An 18,677-nucleotide genomic window follows, 5' to 3' on the forward strand; every position below is an offset into this window, starting at 1 on the left:
AATTTAAATTTACAAAAATAATTATTAAAAGATATTTGCCTTAGGATAATAACTAAAAGATAAAATTTGGAATTTAAAAATAAAAAGGTGGGAAAACTCCCACCTTAAAAAGAATTACTGGACTTTGCCAGACTCAATTCTTTCTTTATAGATTTTGCGAAGTTTTCTAATGTCGTTCTTAACTTCGAATACACCATGCCAGTGTGAGTAGTCAGGACCACCCATTAGAGCGCCTTGTCTCATACGACGACCTTCATGGTGCCACATATGATAGTAGACATCTTGGAATTCATCTGACCAAGCATCTTCTAGTAGTAGGTTTTTAGCTTTCAACTCTTCAAGCATCTTAGTTGCTTCAGCACTGTAAACGTTATAAAGCTCTACTTGCTTATCACCCATAATGAAGAAGTTATCTGTATGAGTTGATGTATGGCAAACTTTACAAACTAGCTTCATCTCAGCTCTTGCTGCTTCTGGTCCATTTGGATGACCTGCTAGAGGTGTTCCTATGGTTAGTTTGCCAGTTTTTTCGTAAACAACAGCAGCTTGTTCATCACCAGCTGTTCTTAGCTTACTGCTGACGCCCCATAGGTTCCATTTTAGTCTTCTTGAAACATTGTGAGTTGTTGTTGTTTCACCAACACCACTCATGTGGCAAGCTGCACAAGTTGGAGCTCTAAAGTCTGGTACATCCCATGTATCAGGAGCAGCATCAAAATTCCATTTGTGAGCTTCGCTATTATAGATATGTCCGTGCATTGAGTTGTTGAATATCTCAATATCTGGGTGATCAGGTCCAAGGTGGCAAGATGCACAAGCAGCTGGTTTTCTAGCTTCAGCTATGCTAAATGTGTGTGCGCTGTGGCATGATTTACATTCGCCTACGCCACCATCAGGATAAACATTACCTATACCGTAGTTTGGCCAAGTCTCTTTTGTAGGTTTGTGATCAGCGTCTAGTTTGATGACGGTTCCGTGGCACTGTGTACAACCAGTAGCGTCTGGAGCCATTTTGTATTCTGGATGATCCATACCTTCATAGTGATACATTAGTTTTACCATCGCAGGGTTAGCATACATTTGCATAGCACCTCTTGCGTGACCACTCTTAACAGATTCTTCAACCTCATTTTCGTGACACTTAGCACAAGTTTTTGGGCTAACTAGCATTGAAACGTGGTTGTTAGAATCTTTTGGATGCACCTTAACTGAAGCCATAGGATTATCTGCATTTACAGAGTGGCAATCCATACAACTTACGCCAACGTGAGCGTGGCGACTATTTTTCCAATCGGCAACTATGCCGGGTGTCTCTTTAGCGTGGCACTCAACACAGCTTTTTGATAAGTCTGACATTTTGTGAGCAACTTTAATGTTTTTTACAACATTAAGGTTTAAAGCGTCAGATTTATTTGCATCCATGTTTGCGGCAAAGCCAAAAGACATTAGACAGGCTAATAACATTAGCGACTTTTTAAACATCTCTCCTCCTTACTTGGTTTTATTGTTTTCTTGTTTTTTAATTGCTTCAAATTTATCGATTTGTAGTCCTAAATTTTTGTGACCAACGTGCTCATGACAATCAACACATGATTTTTTATTAGGATTTCCAAGAACGAAATAATCTCTATGTGGCAAAAATGATTTACCAGCTTGAATAACATTTTTTAAATTTGAGTGGCAAGTCATACAACCACTATCATAGACAAAGTGAGATGCATGCTCGCGTTTTTTACGCCAGTCGATCTTGTCTGTATCTGTAAAAAATGTCTTATAGCCATCATTTATCGATACTTTAAGTTTTGTAAGCACATAGGTATAGGCACTTGTATGATTTAGGTGACAGGCTGAGCATTCAGCTTTTATGCCAAGCTTGTTATTGCCGCCGTGTACATCTTCATGATATGCAGCATTCATAGGATCCATCGTGTGACAAATGGTACAGATGTAGCCGCTACCAGTCGCGTGAAGTGCATCAGCTATGCCCATAGAAGCAATAAGGCCGATTACGATGCCTATTATCACAGATGACCAAACAAAAAATTTCTTCTTAACTTCAGCCAAAATTTCCTCCTGAATTTATCAATATATCGTAAATTTTTACGAAAATTTTAGACGAATACTATCCAAAAATATATAAATTTTTTCTTTAAGTAAATGAAAATATTTATTTGATATTAACTTTCAATAAGAATAAATTTCTTGTAGCCCACCTACATTTTTTTCTAGAATTTGGTTCTTCTCATCAAGTTTGACCAAACCATTTGTTTTAAATTTATTTAAAATTCTCGAAAAAGTTTCTGGAGTCATATTGAGTATTGATGAAATTTTTGTATGCTTTAGTTCATTAAATAGATCTTCATGATCTAAAATAAACCTAGCAACCTTCTCTTCAGAGCTTAAGATGAGCTCTTGATGAAGTAAATTTGTAGTTATTCTTATCTTTTGAGCCATTGATTTTAGAAATTTCATGCAAATTTCTGGCTTTGTTAAAAATTGTGCTTCAAATTTTTCATAATTTATCTTTAAAACTTCACCAGAGATAGTAAAAATGGCGCTTGCAGGATAAGGGATATTTTCAAAATTTACGACTTCAGCTACAAAATTCATAGGTGCAAGCTGATGGATAAAAATTTCCTTACCATTTGCCGTAGTTTTATAAAGTTTAACCGAGCCAGTTATCAAAAATGTAAGCCACTTTGGCTCCTCACCCTCTATAAATAAAAACTCGCCTTTTTTGTATTTTTTAACAACACTGATTGCTTCAAGTTTGGCTAGGTCCTCTGCGTCAAGACCTTGAAAAAATGGGATTTGTTCTATCATATTTTACTCGCTTTTAAGATAAAAAAGCATTTTAGCATAAAAAATAGGACAAAATTTAACGGATTTCAAAGGGAGCTTTCTCCCTTTTGATTAAAAAATTTATTTTTTAAGAAGATCTCTGATCTCAGTCAGAATTGCTATATCAGCTGGAGTTTCAGGCTCTGCAGGAGCTGCCTCTTCTTCTTTTGGTAGTTTATTTTTAAGTGTATTTAAAGCTTTGATGACGCAAAAAATACAAAACGCAATGATTAAGAAATCAACCATTGTTTGTATAAATGAGCCATAGTTTATCGTAACAGCTGGCGCGCCTTCTACTGCTTCTTTTAGTGTTAGCTTAAGATCAGTGAAATTTACACCGCCTGTTATAGCGCCAACTACTGGCATGATAATATCGCCAACTAGTGATGAGACAATCTTTCCAAATGCCCCACCGATAACAACACCAACTGCCATATCTATGACATTTCCGCGCATCGCAAATTCTTTAAATTCGCTTATAAAACTCATTGTTTTCTCCTATGATAGTTAGATTTTCGTGCGGATTTTATAAAAAATATGCTTTGCTTAGCCTAAAAATTTAAAATTACATAACTTTAAATTTATCAAGCTAGTGTTATAATCCAAACTTCAAATTTAACGTAAGGAATGAGCTTATGTATCGTTTTGCACCCTCTCCAACAGGAGATATGCACATAGGAAATTTACGTGCTGCTATTTTCAACTATATTTGTTCTTTGCAAGATAAAAGTGGCTTTATTTTACGCATAGAAGATACTGACAAAGAGCGAAATATCGAGGGAAAAGAGAAAGATATCTTAGAAATTTTGAGCAAATTTGGCATAAAACCAGAGCAAATTTACATCCAAAGTGAAAATTTAAAATTCCACAGACAGCTTGCATCAAAGCTTCTCATCGACAAAAAGGCCTTTGCCTGCTTTTGCACCGAAGAAGAGCTCGAAGCAAAAAAACAAAAAGCAAAAGAGCAAGGCGTGGCATATAGATATGACGGCACCTGCGAGAGACTAAGCGACGCTGAAGTTTTAAACTGCGAGAAGCCATTTGTCATCCGCATGAAAAAACCAACACGTACGATGAGCTTTACAGACGCGATCAAAGGCGAGCTAAGCTTCGAGCCAGACGCCGTTGATAGCTTTGTCATCATGAGAGCAGACAAAACTCCAACTTATAACTTCGCCTGCGCGGTTGATGATATGCTTGAGGGCGTGACCTTTGTCATACGCGGCGAGGATCACGTGAGCAACACACCAAAGCAAGACCTCATACGCGAGGGGCTTGGCTACACCGGCAAGATGAACTATGCGCATTTGCCTATCCTTTTAAATATAGAGGGCAAAAAAATGAGCAAACGCGAGAACGAATCAAGCGTAAAATGGCTCTTTGAGCAGGGATTTTTACCTGAGGCGATCGCAAACTATCTGATACTTCTTGGCAACAAAACTCCAACTGAAATTTTTACGATCGAAGAGGCAGTAAAGTGGTTTGATATAACTAAAATTTCACGCTCACCTGCTAGATTTGACGTGAAAAAGCTTGAGCAGATAAATAGAGAACACATCAAGCTTGCTTCAAAAGAGCGCATAAAGGAGATCTTTGGCGTGGATGATAGCAAGGTTGAGCTAGTTAAATTTTACACTCAAGAAAGCTCGCTAGTGCCTGAGATAAAGGCAAAAGTAGAGGCTATATACTCACCAAAAATAGCTCCAGATGAGTATAAAAACGAATTTGAGATCATCAAAAAAGCAGCTCGTAATTTAAAAGCGTGCGAGAGTTTTGATGAGTTTAAAAAAGAGCTTATGAGTGCTACAAATTTAAAAGGCAAAAACTTTTTCATGCCGCTACGTGCGCTTCTTACAAACGACCTTCACGGCCCTGAGCTTAGCGAGCTCTATCCACTCATTAAAGATGATCTAGGCAAAATTTTAATCTAGGAGCAAAAATGATACTTTCCACCCTATTTTCAGCGGTCGCAAACATTTTGCACCTTATCATCACGGTCTATACTTGGATCATCATCGCAGCCGCTCTCATTAGCTGGGTCAAGCCTGATCCTAGCTCGCCAGTCGTGCAGCTACTTTATAGGCTGACTGATCCTGTTTATAGCCTCATCAGACGCTACATCAAAACAGAATTTAACGGTATCGACTTTGCCCCACTCATCGTGCTTTTAGCACTTCAACTCATAGATCAATTTTTAATAAGGCTTTTATTTGTTTTTGCTGCGTCACTTTAGTATCCTCTCTTTAGCCTGCGTTGCTCTTTTAGCTAAAATTTACACCTACGAGGAGCTAAAAAACGAGCCAAAAAGCCTTGCAAAAGACTACTACATAAACCGCCTTATAAACGAGGGCAGCTACACAAAGGAGCAGATAGCAGAGCTTTCACGCGACGTTTTTAGAAAAAGTGGCTTAGTTCAAAAATCAATCAATAAAATTTTACCTCCCAAAGCAGCCCCTAGCAAGTGCCCTGGCATAAACGCAAGCAACATCACAACTGCTAGCTTGGCTTGCCAAAATTTACTAACAACGATGAGCTTTTCTCTAAAACTTGATAGCAAAACTCGTGAAATTTTAGCGGCAAATCTTGCAAGCATAAACCCAGAAAAAGCTAGAATTTTACGCACTTTAAACGAGCCAAACCCAGCTCTTAGCTTTGCAAATGCAAACGATGCAAAGAGCTTTTTAGATCTTTTTAACGCTTCAAGCCCGCAAAGTAAAAGTGCGCTTTTTAGCGTAAATTTTGAAGCAAATTTTATGAACAAGCTCTACATGCAAAAGGGCTTTACAAATTTACTAAACGATGTAGTCTTTAATAAAAAATATGAAAGCTTTAGAAGAAATTTACTTGGCATAGATCCAGCTGTCACTGAGAAGAACGACGCATTTACACTTGGGCTAAACGCCATCTTGCTTGGTCAAAATGACGTTGCATTTAGTTTTTTCACAAGAGCTAAAAATACCTTTGATAGGGCTTGGCAAAGGGACAATGCCACATTTTGGCAGTATGAGCTAAGCGGCGATGAGAGCTTTTTAAAAGAGCTAAGTGCTAGCAAAGATGCAAATATCTACTCGCTTTATGCTAGAGATATGATAGGTGGCGAGCCACTTGAAGTGATCGTGCCAAGACCTAGCAAGCAAAATATCGAAAATTTTGATGTGAGCGATCCATTTTTATGGAACAAAACCGCAGCTCTTGCAAAGGATATGAACGCCACACAAGCAAGCGAATTTGCGATGAAATTTTACACAAACGAGAGCATCGGTGCATACGCATACTTCATGCAAAAGGCGCACGGCTGGGAGAAGCAGTACTTTTTGATGCCAAGCTCACCAGAGCTTGAGGGCATCAGCACTGAGCGAAAGTCGATGATCTACGCACTTGCAAGGCAAGAGAGCCTCTTTATCCCAAGCGTCGTTTCTACCTCATACGCCCTTGGCATGATGCAGTTTATGCCATTTCTTGCAAATGCGATTGGCAAAAAAGAGCTAAAAATCCCAAATTTTGACCAGGACGATCTTTTTAAAACTGATGTCGCCTTTAAATTTGCAAATCACCACCTAAACTACCTTGATAAATTTCTCTATCATCCACTCTTTACCGCATACGCATATAACGGCGGTATCGGCTTTACCAAAAAAGTCATAACAAGAGATGATATGTTTAAAGAGGGGAAATTTGAGCCATTTTTATCGATCGAGCTAGTCCCTGTTGCAGAGACTAGAAACTACGGCAAGAAGGTGCTTGCAAACTACGTGATCTATAGGGCGCTTAATGGTTCCAGTATAAAGATTTCGCAACTTTTCGAAAATTTAACAAAACCGGCTTTGACTGATAAATTTCGAAACTAAGCGCGAGATCGTCACTTTGCTTACTTGGTGCGGTCACTTCATAATAAACCGCCCAAGGCATAGAAAATCCAGCAAATTTAAGCATCTCGTCATTTTCACTAAGCAGCCTTGCACTTGTGGCATTTGAGTCGCCATTTACCTTTATATTATTTAAATTTTGCGCATGCTCTTTTGGGTTTATGGCTACTAAAAAGTGCTCTTTACTCTCGTCTAAATTTGAGTTATATATAGGATTTAGATAGGTTGCGATTATGAGCGTTCTATCTGTGCCATCTATGATCTCGCTCTTGCTTGTGTAGGCTAAAAGCTCATTTTTTAGTGGCTCATGCACGATCACTTTTTGATCAGCACAACCAAATATCATCAAAATAAATATAAAAAATAGTGTAAATTTTCTCATAAAAAACTCTTAAAACATTAAATTTTCTCGCATTTTAGCATTTTATTTTTTAAATTTCACTCATAAATTTTAAAGCCAATATGAGCTATAATCGCAAGAAATTTTAACTAAAAAGGCTCTTATGAAAAGACTTGCCATTGCTTTTTCTGGCCCTTCAAACAGCGGAAAAACGACACTTATCTTAAAAGTCGCAAAAAAATTTATAGATGATGGGCTAAAGGTCGTCGTAGTCAAGCACGACCCAGGCGACAAGGCCAAATTTGACGTTGAAGGCAAAGATAGCTTTAAATTTTCTCAGGCAGGAGCTGACGTAGTCGTGATGAGTCCGACTAGAACGACTTATTTTTCACAAAGCTCGCAAGGCATAGACGAGGTCATAAGGATGATCGGCGAGTTTGACATACTCTTAGTCGAGGGGCTAAAGACGCTGCCACTGCCAAGACTAAGCGTCTTTAGAGGCGAGATCGATGAAGCTTATCTTAGCTTTTCAGATGCGATCGCCACTTATAAAAAGCAGATCCCCTACGAGATCACAAATCTAAATTTAGACGATATAGACGCCATTTGTGCGTGGATAATAAAAAATGCAAAGGCTGTATAATGCAAGAACTAAACCAAATTTTTAACACCATTAAAGATATCGCAAAAGAGATAAGCGAGGTCATAAAATACGCCGATCTTGGCTACACAACTCACGAAAACGCAACAGGCGACACCCAGCTAAAGCTTGACGTCAAAAGTGATGAGATCATCACAGCTAAATTTAAGCAGCTTTCTTGCGTAAAAGCACTAATTAGCGAAGAGAAAGAGGATGAGCTTGAGATAAACAAAAATGCTAAATTTATCATCGCTTACGATCCACTCGATGGCTCAAGCTTAGTTGATGTAAATTTCGCCGTTGGCTCGATCTTTGGCATATATGAAAACGAGGTAAAACCAGAGAATTTAATAGCCGCAGCTTACAGCATCTATGGTCCAAGACTTGAGCTAGTAATTGCCGAGAAAAAAGGTGCTTTGCCTAAATTTTATAGGCTTGGCAAAGATGGCGAGTTTAAATTTGTAAAAGAGCTTGAGCTAAAAGAAAAAGGCAAGCTAAACGCCACAGGAGCTACGCAAAAAGGCTGGAGCCAAACTCATAGAAACTTCATAAACGAGCTATTTAACGAGGGCTACAGGCTAAGATATTCAGGTGCGATGGTGAGCGACTTGCATCAAATTTTACTAAAAGGTGGCGGTCTTTTTAGCTACCCAGCAACGAGCGATCATCCAAATGGCAAGCTAAGGGTTGTCTTTGAGGTGTTGCCATTTGCCTTTATATATGAAAACGCAAAGGGCGCAACGACAGATGGCAAAAACCAAACACTTTTTGATATAAAAATAGAAAAAATCCACCAAACAACGCCATGCTTCTTTGGCTCGCGTGATGAAATTTCTCTTTTGCATAAATTTTACGAGTAAAAATAATGCAAGAAGCACAAGCAAACGAGCCACTTGACGCATTCGAGCTAGCCCTAAAGCAAAAGGCTAAGATCATGCAAGAGTGCCAAGAGCAAAAAGGGCGTAAAAGCTGTTTTAACTGCGAGGCATTTTTTGACTGCGAGACGAGGATAGAGTATGTAAATAGCTGCTACAACTCGATGTCAAAAGGCAACACCGGCAGTGACGGCGGATTTGATTTTTAAATTTAAAGGAAAAATATGAAAGAAAAAGCTTATATAACTACTCCGATATACTATGTAAATGACGTACCACACATCGGCCACGCCTACACGACTATCATCGCTGACACACTAGCTAGATTTAACCGCTTGCAAGGCAAAGATACCTACTTTATGACTGGCACAGACGAGCATGGTCAAAAGATCGAGCAAGCAGCTCGCGCTAGAGGCAAGACGCCAAAAGAGTATGCTGATGAGATCAGTGCGAAATTTAGATCGCTTTGGGATGAATTTGAGATAAGCTACGACCACTTCATAAGGACAACCGACGAAGAGCACAAGCAAACCGTGCAAAATGTCTTTGAAAAGATGCAAACAAACGGCGATATCTACAAGGGCGAATACGAGGGCTTTTACTGCGTTAGCTGCGAGACATTTTTTAACCAAAGAGACCTGCTCGAGGACAACCGCTGTCCAGACTGCGGCCGCGTGACATCCTTAGTCAAAGAAGAGAGCTACTTTTTTAAGCTTTCAAAATATGAAGACGCGCTTTTAAAATGGTATGAAAATGACGAGCTTTGCGTCATCCCAAAGGGCAAGAAAAACGAGGTCGTAAGCTTTGTAAAAGGCGGATTAAAAGACCTCTCAGTGACAAGAACGAGCTTTGACTGGGGCATAAAGCTACCAAAGAGCGCAAATGACGACAAGCACGTTATGTACGTTTGGCTTGACGCACTCATAAACTACTTAACAACGCTAGGATACTCAAGAGATAACGCTAGAATGGACTTTTGGCCGCATACGACGCACATCGTCGGCAAGGACATTTTGCGTTTTCACGCAGTTTATTGGCCGGCATTTTTGATGAGCCTTGGCTTGCCACTACCAAAACACGTCGCAGCGCACGGCTGGTGGACGATAGATGGCGAAAAGATGAGCAAAAGCAAAGGCAACGTCATAAACCCAAGGGAGGTCGCAAACGCTTATGGACTTGAAAATTTCAGATACTTTTTGCTTAGAGAGGTGCCGTTTGGACAAGATGGCGACTACAGCCAAAAGGCCTTGATCGAGCGCATAAACTCAGAGCTTGGCAACGGACTTGGCAACTTGCTAAGCCGAATTGTAGGCATGAGCGCAAAGTATAGCGACTATAAGATCGACTCAAAAGATGTGATCAAATTTCACAAAGCCGAGCTTGATGAGGCGAAGGGCTATCTTGATGAGGCGATAAAAAATTTAGAAAATTTAGCGACAAACCGCTATTTAGAGGATCTTTGGAAGGTCGTAACGCTTGCAAACGCAGCCGTTGCAAAGTATGAGCCATGGTCACTTGTAAAAGCTGGCAAAAGCGACGAGGCAAACGCACTTGTGGCACTTTGCGCAAATTTACTTGCAAAAGTGGCGATACTGCTTAGCCCAGCTATGCCAAAAACTTGCGCCAAGATAGCTGATACGCTTGGCTTTAGCATAGATACGGCCTCTTATGAAAGCCTTGTATTAAAAAATGAAATTTCAAATTTTGTAGCAAAAGCTACTGAGCCACTTTTCCCAAGGATAGAAAAAGAGCTAATGGGCGAGGCTGGCGAGTCAAAAGAAGAAGCAAAAGTAGAGGCAAAAGCTGAGCCAAAAGAGGAGAAAAAAGAAGAAGGTATCATTAGTATCGATGACTTTGCCAAAATAGTGATAAAAGTAGGCGAAGTGCTCGAGTGTGAGAGAGTTGAGGGCAGTGAGAAGCTGCTTAAATTTAAGATAGATCTTGGCGAGGAGCAGCCACGTCAAATTTTATCAGGCATCGCCAAATACTACGAGCCTAGCTCGCTTGTGGGCAAGCAAGTTTGCGTCTTAGCAAATTTAAAAGAGCGAACAATGATGAAAAAATATGTCTCACAAGGCATGATCCTAAGCGCATCAGACGGCTCGCTAACGCTTCTTGGCACGCAGGGCAAGGTCAAAAACGGCGCGATCGTTGGCTAAATGACGATAGAAAATTTAACCCACATAATAAATGGGCAAATTTTAAACAACCCAAGCATCTCAAGCGTGACTAGCTTCGCGTTTGAGGCTAAAAACATAAAACGAGGCTACGCTCTCATCGCCACACAAAGCGATCAGATCGCACCTGCGATAAAGCAAGGCGCCTACGCTATCATTAGTGAAGAGGAGATCGCGCCAAGCGACGATGAGATAGCTTTTATCAAGGTAGCAAGCCTGCAAACGGCTATCATCAAGCTCATGCGCTTTGAAGCGATCCACAAAAATATCAAATTTTGCGCGGTCAATCCCTTCATAAAAGCGCTTTTAGAGAAGTCACACCTCGAAAAAAACGCCCACGTCATACCTGAAAATTTGACCGAGCTTTTTTATAAAATTTTTCATGCAAATTTATTTGACACATTTTTTAGCGACGATACAAGGATACTTCAAAGGCTCTCGCTACTTTACGAGACAGCCTGGACTGACACAAACATAAGCGTGCTAAATCCAAGCTCGATCTTTTTTACAACGCTCATTTACGATGACAAATACTATCAAAATTTATCCATCCCTAGAGTTTTTGCTGGGATGTTTTGCGGACTTCTTGGCTATCTTAAGAAAAACAATATTGGCTTTAAAGTGACAGAGAGCAGAATTTCATCGCACTTTGACCCAGTCTTTATCGACAAAGACTTTAAGCCAGTTGGTTTTGGTAGCAGTTTTAGAGCGGTGATAGCTGAAGAAGACGAGGAGCTATTTTTGACTGAAAGCATATTTCTAAGGCGAAATTTCAGCGAAAGCGAGCTTAAATTTTGCCTGCCAAAAGATAGCACACTAAAGGTTGAAAACGCCATTTTTTATGAAAATTTAGACGAGATAAAGAAGCTACAAAATTTCGTCTACTCCCTTGTGCTTTGCAAAAAAGAAGAACTACTTGATAGCCTTAGCCAAAGCAAAGAGCAAAGCGGACTCTTTTAAATTTAGAGCCAGAGCCTAAGCCCTGGCAGTTTTTTACTCACCTAAGAAGTATTTTAGATCAGCTTGCGCGTCGCCGCTAATTGGTCTAACGTTAAATTTATCCACTAAGAAATTTATGATCTCTTCATTGAAAAATTTAGGCAAGCTAGGTCCTACATTGATATTTTTGATACCAAGGCTAAATAGCGCTAGCAAGATGATGACCGCTTTTTGCTCCATCCACATTAGCACGATAGAGACTGGCAAGTCATTTACTGCGATGCCTGTTGCCTCGCTTAGTGCAAGGGCTATTTTAACTGCGCCGTTGCTGTCGTTGCACTGGCCAAGGTCGATGTAGCGTGGTAGCTCGGTGCCTGGGACGTTGCCAAAGTCGATGTCGTTAAATCTAAATTTACCGCAGCTTGAAGTAAGTATGACGCAGTCTTTTGGAAGGCTAGCAGCTAGCTCTCTATAGTACTCACGTCCCTTGCCAGGCGCGTCACAGCCAGCGATCACGAAAAATCTGCGGATCTTGCCAGTCTTTATCGCGTCTAAAATTTGTGGGGCTAAAGTTAAAATAGTCTTGTAATGTCCGCCAGTTACTAGGCTCTCGTCGCTATCAAAGCCGCTAACGTCGCCGCAAGCTAAAGCGCACTCGATAAGTGGTGTGAAGTCGTCGTTTTCGATGTGTTTTACGCCGTTTGTGCCAGCGATTGAGTAGCCAAATAGCCTGTCAGCGTATGTGCAGTTTGAGCGTAGTGGCACGATGCAGTTTGTTGTCATTAGTATCGCGCCTTTAAATTCGTTAAATAGCTTAGTTTGGTCAAACCACGCCTTGCCGACGTTGCCTTTTAGGTGGCTATACTTGCGTAGTTCTGGGTATCCATGAGCTGGTAGCATCTCTGAGTGAGTGTAGATGTTGATGCCTTTATCCTTTGTCGCCTCAAGTAGCGCTTTTAGGGCGTATAAGTTGTGGCCACTTACCAAAATCGCCTTGCCCTCAACCTTGTTTTGGCTCACTCTAACTGGTGTTGGGATGCCAAATTTAGCCGTGTGAGCCTCGCTTAGCAGGTTCATCACCTCAACACCAGCACCGCCTACTTCAAGAAGCTGTTTGATGTGCTCATCTAAGTTGAAATTTGAGTTTGTAAGCGTAAAATAAAGCGTATCAGCCATAACGCGATCAACGTTGCTAGTATCAGCGCCAAGCTCGTGCGCGTGGTGGCGGTATGCACTAAGGCCTTTTAAGCCAAAAACCATCGTATCTTGCAAAAGCGCTAGCGTGTCGCTCTTGCCACAGGTGCCCATAGGCTGGCCCTTTGCACCACATCCATCCTCAGCGCTCATCTCGCACTGATGGCAAAACATCTTCATATCTTTCATCGTCTCTCCTTGTAAATTTAAAAATTTAAGCGGATTTTATCCTAGGTGGCTAGCCATTTTGGTTGATAGCAGTCAAGAAAAGTTAAATTTAAATTTTAGTTGTTAAATTTAAGGTTTTATGATTATGGATATCAAAATATAAATTTGAAATTTAGCACAAAGAGTTAATAAAATTTACAAAAAAACGATTTACATTTGAAATTTATTTAAAAGTATGAAAATGAAAAATTTATTACTAGTGGTATTTGCCGCTTTTATGCTTTGTGGCTGCGCTCCAAAGGGGATATTTGTGAGCTTACCAGATGAACAAGCACCTTCAAGCATTAGCAAAAAGACAAAAATTTACATCGAAAGCGTCAAGGATGTGAGAGCCTTTGAAAACAACCCAAAACAAGCCAGCACTCCATCTTTATATAAGCACAATGTAAATGAAGTTAGCGCAAAGGAGAAGCAAAAATACATCGGTAGAACCAGAAACGGCTATGGCAAAGGGCTGTGGAACGTCATTTTAGAAAATAAACAAAGGACAACTAGCATAGTAATGGCGCGCATAGAAGACGCCTTTAGAAGCAACGGCTTTTTGGTCATAAAAAACGAAAACGAGATAGACAAGGATACGATAAGCGTCAATGCAAGGATAGAAAACTTTGGACTTATATGACGCTTGGTGCGGTAAAAGTTGGTCTAAACGCTGATATAAGCACCATTTTAAGCGTAAATAACAAAGAGCTAAGCACGGTCGTAAAACGCAAAGAGGAGTACTTTTTGGTAAATCAAAATGACTATGCAAATATCATCAAAAGCTCTCTAGCTGAGTACAAAGAGAAGCTTGCAAAACAGATAAGGGAACTAAATTTAGAATAAATTTTAGGCTAGCTGCTAAATTTATAGTAGCTAGCTTTTAAATTTCAAGGCAAATTTCACTTTTTATAAGGGATTTTATCAACGGCGTTTGCTTTTTTAAAGCCATTTAGCCTTAGCCTGCAGCTATCACAAAGCCCGCACGCCTCGTCCTCGCTCTCGTAGCAGCTCCATGTTAGCTCTATTGGCGAGCCAAGCTCAAGCGACTTTGAGACGATATCAGCCTTGCTTAAATTTACAAGCGGCGTTATGATCTCGCAAGAAAAATCAGCCGAAGTGCCTAAATTTATCGCCTCATTTATGCTTTTTATAAAGCTCTCTTTGCAGTCAGGATACCCCGAGCTATCCTCCTCGACCACGCCTATGTAGATCGCCTGTGCCCACTCTTTTTCGGCAAGCGCGGCAGCGATTGAGATAAATACGCCATTTCTAAACGGCACGTAGGTGTTTGGCACATCCTTGCTAACGCCATCTTTTCTTATCTGCAGGCTCTTATCCGTTAGCGAGTTTCCGCCTATTTGAGCGATGAAGCCAACATCAAGGTTTATCTTTTTAACCACACCCAGTTGCTCACATATCTCGTCAAAAGCGCGCTTCTCTCGCCTCATCGTCCTTTGGCCATAGTCAAAATGAAGTGCGACCACATCATATCCAGCCCTTTTTGCCATCACAGCGCAAAGCGTGCTATCCATACCGCCGCTCATTATACAAACTGCTTTTTTCATATTTTGCCCTTTAAATTTGCTAAAATTATACAAAAATTTACTAAGGACAAGCCAAAAATGATACTTTGCGAAGAGAGTTATCCTGAAATTTTAGATCAAATTTGCTCATATCTAACGCCAGGTGAAGTTGAGTTAGTTTTTATCAATAAAGATGAGATGAGAGAGCTAAATAGATCCGAGCGCGGCATAGATAAAACCACTGACGTCTTAAGCTTCCCCCTTGAGCTTGTCATACACGCCCCACTTGGCTCAATAGTCATAAACAAAGATATGGTAAAAGAAAAAGCAGCCGAGCTAAATCACAGCGAAGATGCCGAAACTGCGCTACTTTTCACACATGGCTTGCTGCATATCTTAGGCTTCGATCATGAAAAAGATGATGGGCAGATGAGAGAGAAAGAGTGCGAGGTGATAGCTAAATTTAACTTGCCAAAGAGCCTAATCGTAAGAAGCGAGGACGTTAGACTCATTGATCTAATAAACAAAAAGGGCTGATAAAGCCCCTGTTTTATACAGCCTCTTTTTTTGTCTCTAAATTTTCAACTTTTGGCGCAAAAGCCTTATTTATCTTTCTTATCCAGATAACAAGCGAGATAAATAAAATGAAGTAAAGCACGTAGCTAGCGATAGGCCAGCTGGTATTTGTGCCGCTATCTTTTATCGAGATCGCGTTTCTAAACTCGTTTAGCATAGAAATTCTATATCCATAGTATTTGATAGTGACGTTTTTATCGCTATTTGTAAAGCCTTGAGCCTTGGCTTGGATGTCGGCTGAGTTAAATTTAAAATAAAATGGAAAGCCCCACGCCGTATCTTCGTTTCTATAAGCCATAACTTTTTCAGCGTTTTTCGCATCTTTTGTGTAGATAAAATAGACATCTCTTACAGGGCCGTCGGCTGGGTTTTTAGCGTCTATTATGCCATCTTTATCCATGCGTTTTACGTCGCCGCCAGTTATCTGCACGCTTGCGTAGTGTGGAAATGAAAAATCAACTAAAAACGCCAAAAACAGGTGCAAAAGCACAACAAATGTAACGCAAATTCTCTTTAAAAATGTCATCATTTCTATCCTTTAAATTTGCGCTATTTTATGAAAAGATAGCTTAAATAAAGGGGCAAAGCGCCCCCATAAATTTAAGCCTTTTTATTAAGCATAAATTTTAAAAGCTGAGCAAAGAAGCAGATGCCGCCGATTATTAAAATCGTATCGCCAAGCATCCTTAACCATCTTAAATTTTGCAAGTGCGACTGCTGTAAAAGCTCAGCACTTCTTGCATACCACATGCCCTGCTCCAAGCTTGCAAATGCTTGATAAATTCCTATTGGAAGTAGTGAAAGCACGATCATTAGCATAAGTCCCGCATTTAGTCCCCAAAAGCCAACTTTCATCAGATTTTCATCAAATTCTTGCCCTTTAAATAAATAAGTAGCCACAAGCCAAACAAAGCCAAGTGCCAAAAATCCATAAACACCAAATAGTGCCGCGTGTCCGTGAACTGGCGTTGTATTTAGTCCTTGGATGTAAAATAGTGAAATTGGAGGATTTATCAAAAATCCAAAGACACCAGCACCTAGCATATTCCAAAAGGCAACTGCGATGAAGCAGTAAAGTGGCCACTTAAGCGTTTTAGCCCAGCTTTGAGCGAACTGAAGTTTGTAGTGTTCATATGCCTCAGCTCCAAGCAAGACCAAAGGCACGACCTCAAGCGCTGAAAAGCTTGCACCAACAGCCATTATAGGCGTTGTAGTGCCTGCAAAGTAGAGGTGATGGAAGGTGCCTGGGATCCCACCTACCATAAAGAGTGACGCACTTGCAAGCGTTGAAAATGTCGCAAATCTTTTTGAGACAAGGCCCAAAGAAACAAAGACAAAGGCAAGTGATGCTGTCGCAAATACCTCAAAAAAGCCCTCAACCCAAAGGTGTACAACCCACCAGCGCCAGTACTCCATCACTGGAAGCGGGCTTCTTTGACCATAAAATAGTCCTGCTCCGTAAAACAAGCCAACCGCAACCGCTGACATAGCAAAGATAGCAAGTAAATTTTTATCGCCTTTGTTTTTAAACCCGCCTGCAAATCCACGAAGAAGCAGAAGCATCCAGATGACAAGACCAACAAACAAAATGATCTGCCAAACTCGTCCAAGATCGATATATTCATATCCTTGATGTCCAAGCCAGAAGCTTAAATTTATAGGCATGATGTTTGCGATAGCTAAATATTCACCCACAAAACTGCCAACTACAAGGAAAAGTAGCGCGTAAAAGAGCAGATCAACGCCAAGCTTTTGAAATTTTGGATCCTTGCCGCCATTTATGATAGGGGCTAAAAATAATCCGGCTGCCAAAAATCCAGTCGCTATCCAGAAGATACTAGCTTGTATATGCCACGTTCTAGCAAGCGAATAAGGAATGTAGGCTGATAAATTTATGCCATAAAATTCTTGTCCTTCGACTGTGTAGTGAGCTGTAAAGCCGCCTATTAAAATTTGAAACGCAAATAGAGCTAATGTGACAAAGAGATACTTTTTAAGTGCCTTTTGTGATGGTGTTAAATTTAGCTTTTTAAGCGGATCTTCGCTGATAGGCTCAAGCTTTTCATCATCTTTTTTGCCGTAAAATGAGCTAAACCAAACAAGAAGTCCAACTCCTGTTAGAAGTATCACGACGCTTGCAATCGACCAAAAGATATTTTCGCTTGTTGGCACGTTATCGATTAGTGGTTCGTGCGGCCAGTTGTTTGTGTAGGTTGCCTCGCTGCCAGGTCTGTTTGTCGCTGTCGCCCAGGCCGACCAGAAGAAGAAGTTATTTAGATCAGCTCTGTCGCTTGCACCTGGGAGCGTGTTTTCTTTCATCGCATAAGCTTCTCTTAAAGATTTAAACTTCGGATCATCTCCAAAAAGAGCAGCATACTCGCTAGCTACTTGACTTATCGCCTTTAGCCTATCGGCGCTTAGCACAAATTTATCGTCCTTTACGCTATTTTCTCTATACTCTTTTTTAAGCAAAACCTTTAAATTTGCCTTTTGCTCGTCGTTTAGATCGGTGTATTTTAGATGATAAATTTCATCAGCCTTGATCTCTAAAAAGGCAACTAGCTCTTTGTGAAGCCAGTCCGCACTCCAATCAGGCGCTTGATATGCCCCGTGCCCCCAAACAGAGCCAACTTGCATACCGCCTATGCTTTGCCAAGCTTCTTGACCTTTGTAGATACTCTCTTTATCGATCACGACCTTGCCATTTTCGTCAGTGAAATTTACAACTGGAGGCGAATTTCTATAAACCTCAACGCCGTAGTAGCCTAAAATACTAAAGCAAACTACCAGCACAGCAACAAGTGCGAGCCAGTATCTCTTGTATTCACGCATCAATTCTCCTTTTTTAAAATTTAGGAGAAAGTTTATCTCATTTCAAAATAGTGACTAATGATATATGTCAATAAAAAGAGAATATTTATCCTATTAACTTTATATGAATTTACAAAACATGCAATTTTTTCACAATGAACATGCAAATTTTACATAACATTAATGTAAATAGCAGTAATATACCAACCAAACTATTTCACACGAAAAAAGGAAAAAATATGCAAATGAATTTCATGCACAAAGTGGCTAAAATAGGCCTTGTTGCTTCGCTTTTTACAGCTCTTAGCCTAAGCGCAGCTGAGTCTGCTAGAAGCATCACAGATATGAAAGGTGTCAAAGTAAGCGTGCCTGAGAAGGTTGAGAAGATCGCAGCACTGTGGAATGCAAACAACGAGATCATCCTAGCACTTGGCGGTATGGATAAGGTTGTAGCCACAACTGATCTGATCAAAAACAACAAGTGGTTTGAGCACGTCTATCCAAGACTTAAAAATTTACCAGCTGCACTAAATGGCAAAGACCTTCAGATCGAAGAGCTTGTTAAACTTGCACCTGACGTTATCATAGTGTATAACAAAAATTTTCAAGATGAACTTATCAAAAATGGCTTTAGCGCGGTAAATTTGATCTTTAGAGACTATCCAGATATGGAGAAAAGCATCTA

Annotated in this window: 21 protein-coding genes; 12 read left to right on the forward strand and 9 right to left on the reverse strand. The window is 40.3% G+C overall.

The annotated features are described in order from the left end of the window. Nucleotides 1-114: 114 nt before the first annotated feature. From MTT29_RS09805 to mscL, 4 genes are all read right to left on the reverse strand, one after another. Nucleotides 115-1,482, reverse strand: a complete 1,368-nt coding sequence (locus MTT29_RS09805; protein WP_429800527.1) for a multiheme c-type cytochrome — start codon at nt 1,480-1,482, stop codon at nt 115-117. Between the two features lie 9 nt (nt 1,483-1,491). After that, nucleotides 1,492-2,064, reverse strand: coding sequence for a cytochrome c3 family protein (locus MTT29_RS09810; RefSeq protein ID WP_103603629.1), 573 nt, complete (start codon nt 2,062-2,064; stop codon nt 1,492-1,494). A gap of 120 nt (nt 2,065-2,184) precedes the next feature. Then, a complete protein-coding gene (locus MTT29_RS09815; RefSeq protein WP_107805582.1) occupies nt 2,185-2,823 on the reverse strand; it encodes a Crp/Fnr family transcriptional regulator in 639 nt (212 codons plus the stop codon). 99 nt (nt 2,824-2,922) lie between these two features. Next, complete coding sequence (mscL, locus tag MTT29_RS09820) at nt 2,923-3,330, reverse strand: large-conductance mechanosensitive channel protein MscL (protein ID WP_107856048.1); 408 nt, start codon at nt 3,328-3,330, stop codon at nt 2,923-2,925. A 146-nt stretch (nt 3,331-3,476) separates the two neighbouring features. On the opposite strand from mscL, the gene gltX reads away from it, so the two are divergent. The 3 genes from gltX to MTT29_RS09835 are packed head-to-tail and all read left to right on the forward strand — an operon-like array spanning nt 3,477 to nt 6,689. Then, a complete protein-coding gene (gene gltX / locus MTT29_RS09825) occupies nt 3,477-4,772 on the forward strand; it encodes a glutamate--tRNA ligase (RefSeq protein ID WP_429800528.1) in 1,296 nt (431 codons plus the stop codon). Nucleotides 4,773-4,780: 8 nt separating this feature from the next. Next, complete coding sequence (locus MTT29_RS09830; RefSeq protein ID WP_429800529.1) at nt 4,781-5,074, forward strand: YggT family protein; 294 nt, start codon at nt 4,781-4,783, stop codon at nt 5,072-5,074. Then, on the forward strand, nt 5,052-6,689 hold the full coding sequence (locus MTT29_RS09835) for a lytic transglycosylase domain-containing protein (protein WP_429800530.1): 1,638 nt from the start codon (nt 5,052-5,054) through the stop codon (nt 6,687-6,689). Before MTT29_RS09830 ends, MTT29_RS09835 begins: the two co-directional genes overlap by 23 nt. On the opposite strand, the gene MTT29_RS09840 is transcribed toward MTT29_RS09835, so the two are convergent. Beyond that, nucleotides 6,610-7,089 carry a hypothetical protein gene (locus tag MTT29_RS09840; protein ID WP_429800531.1) on the reverse strand — a complete coding sequence of 160 codons (480 nt, stop codon included), beginning with the start codon at nt 7,087-7,089 and terminating at the stop codon, nt 6,610-6,612. The genes MTT29_RS09835 and MTT29_RS09840 overlap by 80 nt on opposite strands. 121 nt (nt 7,090-7,210) lie before the next feature. Between MTT29_RS09840 and mobB the strand changes: the two genes are divergently transcribed. The 5 genes from mobB to MTT29_RS09865 are packed head-to-tail and all read left to right on the forward strand — an operon-like array spanning nt 7,211 to nt 11,699. Continuing rightward, nucleotides 7,211-7,690: a molybdopterin-guanine dinucleotide biosynthesis protein B gene (gene mobB, locus MTT29_RS09845; protein WP_103646102.1), complete on the forward strand. Its 480-nt coding sequence runs from the start codon at nt 7,211-7,213 to the stop codon at nt 7,688-7,690. After that, nucleotides 7,690-8,547, forward strand: coding sequence for a class 1 fructose-bisphosphatase (locus MTT29_RS09850; RefSeq protein ID WP_429800532.1), 858 nt, complete (start codon nt 7,690-7,692; stop codon nt 8,545-8,547). Before mobB ends, MTT29_RS09850 begins: the two co-directional genes overlap by 1 nt. A 5-nt stretch (nt 8,548-8,552) precedes the next feature. Next, the gene (locus tag MTT29_RS09855) at nt 8,553-8,771 is read left to right on the forward strand and encodes a hypothetical protein (RefSeq protein ID WP_002940116.1); all 219 of its coding nucleotides are present in this window, start codon (nt 8,553-8,555) and stop codon (nt 8,769-8,771) included. Between the two features lie 15 nt (nt 8,772-8,786). After that, on the forward strand, nt 8,787-10,721 hold the full coding sequence (gene metG, locus MTT29_RS09860) for a methionine--tRNA ligase (RefSeq protein ID WP_429800533.1): 1,935 nt from the start codon (nt 8,787-8,789) through the stop codon (nt 10,719-10,721). After that, nucleotides 10,722-11,699 carry a ferrochelatase gene (locus tag MTT29_RS09865; protein WP_429800534.1) on the forward strand — a complete coding sequence of 326 codons (978 nt, stop codon included), beginning with the start codon at nt 10,722-10,724 and terminating at the stop codon, nt 11,697-11,699. Nucleotides 11,700-11,732: 33 nt separating this feature from the next. Here the strand turns inward: MTT29_RS09865 and hcp are convergent, their stop codons facing one another. Next, the gene (gene hcp, locus MTT29_RS09870) at nt 11,733-13,061 is read right to left on the reverse strand and encodes a hydroxylamine reductase (protein WP_429800535.1); all 1,329 of its coding nucleotides are present in this window, start codon (nt 13,059-13,061) and stop codon (nt 11,733-11,735) included. A gap of 220 nt (nt 13,062-13,281) precedes the next feature. Here hcp and MTT29_RS09875 point away from each other — a divergent pair, with 220 nt between their 5' ends. Next, nucleotides 13,282-13,722 carry a hypothetical protein gene (locus tag MTT29_RS09875; protein WP_429800536.1) on the forward strand — a complete coding sequence of 147 codons (441 nt, stop codon included), beginning with the start codon at nt 13,282-13,284 and terminating at the stop codon, nt 13,720-13,722. Then, nucleotides 13,719-13,925 (forward strand): hypothetical protein, encoded by a 207-nt coding sequence (locus tag MTT29_RS09880; protein WP_429800537.1) that lies wholly within the window; start codon nt 13,719-13,721, stop codon nt 13,923-13,925. The genes MTT29_RS09875 and MTT29_RS09880 overlap by 4 nt, the downstream gene beginning before the upstream one ends. A 56-nt stretch (nt 13,926-13,981) precedes the next feature. On the opposite strand, the gene queC is transcribed toward MTT29_RS09880, so the two are convergent. After that, nucleotides 13,982-14,680, reverse strand: coding sequence for a 7-cyano-7-deazaguanine synthase QueC (queC, locus tag MTT29_RS09885; protein WP_429800538.1), 699 nt, complete (start codon nt 14,678-14,680; stop codon nt 13,982-13,984). Nucleotides 14,681-14,704: 24 nt separating this feature from the next. Here queC and ybeY point away from each other — a divergent pair, with 24 nt between their 5' ends. Further along, nucleotides 14,705-15,142, forward strand: coding sequence for an rRNA maturation RNase YbeY (ybeY, locus tag MTT29_RS09890; protein WP_429800539.1), 438 nt, complete (start codon nt 14,705-14,707; stop codon nt 15,140-15,142). 13 nt (nt 15,143-15,155) lie between these two features. Here the strand turns inward: ybeY and MTT29_RS09895 are convergent, their stop codons facing one another. Both MTT29_RS09895 and MTT29_RS09900 read right to left on the reverse strand, forming a co-directional pair. Continuing rightward, nucleotides 15,156-15,710, reverse strand: coding sequence for a DUF1523 family protein (locus tag MTT29_RS09895; protein WP_103611345.1), 555 nt, complete (start codon nt 15,708-15,710; stop codon nt 15,156-15,158). Nucleotides 15,711-15,781: 71 nt separating this feature from the next. Next, a complete protein-coding gene (locus MTT29_RS09900) occupies nt 15,782-18,013 on the reverse strand; it encodes a nitric-oxide reductase large subunit (protein ID WP_429800540.1) in 2,232 nt (743 codons plus the stop codon). 218 nt (nt 18,014-18,231) lie between these two features. On the opposite strand from MTT29_RS09900, the gene MTT29_RS09905 reads away from it, so the two are divergent. Next, the coding region (locus tag MTT29_RS09905; RefSeq protein ID WP_429800541.1) for an ABC transporter substrate-binding protein at nt 18,232-18,677 on the forward strand (446 nt) is incomplete at its 3' end.

The sequence above is a fragment of the Campylobacter concisus genome, from assembly GCF_050447485.1.
Taxonomy (GTDB): Bacteria; Campylobacterota; Campylobacteria; order Campylobacterales; family Campylobacteraceae; genus Campylobacter_A; species Campylobacter_A concisus_BQ.

What these genes read in the sequence shown, in the direction of transcription:
- MTT29_RS09900 (WP_429800540.1), bottom strand. Translation starts at nt 18,013, where the DNA reads ATGCGTGAATACAAGAGATACTGGCTCGCACTTGTTGCTGTGCTGGTA.
- MTT29_RS09895 (WP_103611345.1), bottom strand. Translation starts at nt 15,710, where the DNA reads ATGATGACATTTTTAAAGAGAATTTGCGTTACATTTGTTGTGCTTTTG.
- MTT29_RS09880 (WP_429800537.1), top strand. Translation starts at nt 13,719, where the DNA reads ATGACGCTTGGTGCGGTAAAAGTTGGTCTAAACGCTGATATAAGCACC.
- MTT29_RS09840 (WP_429800531.1), bottom strand. Translation starts at nt 7,089, where the DNA reads ATGAGAAAATTTACACTATTTTTTATATTTATTTTGATGATATTTGGT.
- hcp (WP_429800535.1), bottom strand. Translation starts at nt 13,061, where the DNA reads ATGAAAGATATGAAGATGTTTTGCCATCAGTGCGAGATGAGCGCTGAG.
- MTT29_RS09830 (WP_429800529.1), top strand. Translation starts at nt 4,781, where the DNA reads ATGATACTTTCCACCCTATTTTCAGCGGTCGCAAACATTTTGCACCTT.
- MTT29_RS09850 (WP_429800532.1), top strand. Translation starts at nt 7,690, where the DNA reads ATGCAAGAACTAAACCAAATTTTTAACACCATTAAAGATATCGCAAAA.
- MTT29_RS09875 (WP_429800536.1), top strand. Translation starts at nt 13,282, where the DNA reads ATGAAAAATTTATTACTAGTGGTATTTGCCGCTTTTATGCTTTGTGGC.
- MTT29_RS09815 (WP_107805582.1), bottom strand. Translation starts at nt 2,823, where the DNA reads ATGATAGAACAAATCCCATTTTTTCAAGGTCTTGACGCAGAGGACCTA.
- MTT29_RS09805 (WP_429800527.1), bottom strand. Translation starts at nt 1,482, where the DNA reads ATGTTTAAAAAGTCGCTAATGTTATTAGCCTGTCTAATGTCTTTTGGC.
- ybeY (WP_429800539.1), top strand. Translation starts at nt 14,705, where the DNA reads ATGATACTTTGCGAAGAGAGTTATCCTGAAATTTTAGATCAAATTTGC.
- gltX (WP_429800528.1), top strand. Translation starts at nt 3,477, where the DNA reads ATGTATCGTTTTGCACCCTCTCCAACAGGAGATATGCACATAGGAAAT.
- metG (WP_429800533.1), top strand. Translation starts at nt 8,787, where the DNA reads ATGAAAGAAAAAGCTTATATAACTACTCCGATATACTATGTAAATGAC.
- MTT29_RS09865 (WP_429800534.1), top strand. Translation starts at nt 10,722, where the DNA reads ATGACGATAGAAAATTTAACCCACATAATAAATGGGCAAATTTTAAAC.
- mobB (WP_103646102.1), top strand. Translation starts at nt 7,211, where the DNA reads ATGAAAAGACTTGCCATTGCTTTTTCTGGCCCTTCAAACAGCGGAAAA.
- mscL (WP_107856048.1), bottom strand. Translation starts at nt 3,330, where the DNA reads ATGAGTTTTATAAGCGAATTTAAAGAATTTGCGATGCGCGGAAATGTC.
- MTT29_RS09855 (WP_002940116.1), top strand. Translation starts at nt 8,553, where the DNA reads ATGCAAGAAGCACAAGCAAACGAGCCACTTGACGCATTCGAGCTAGCC.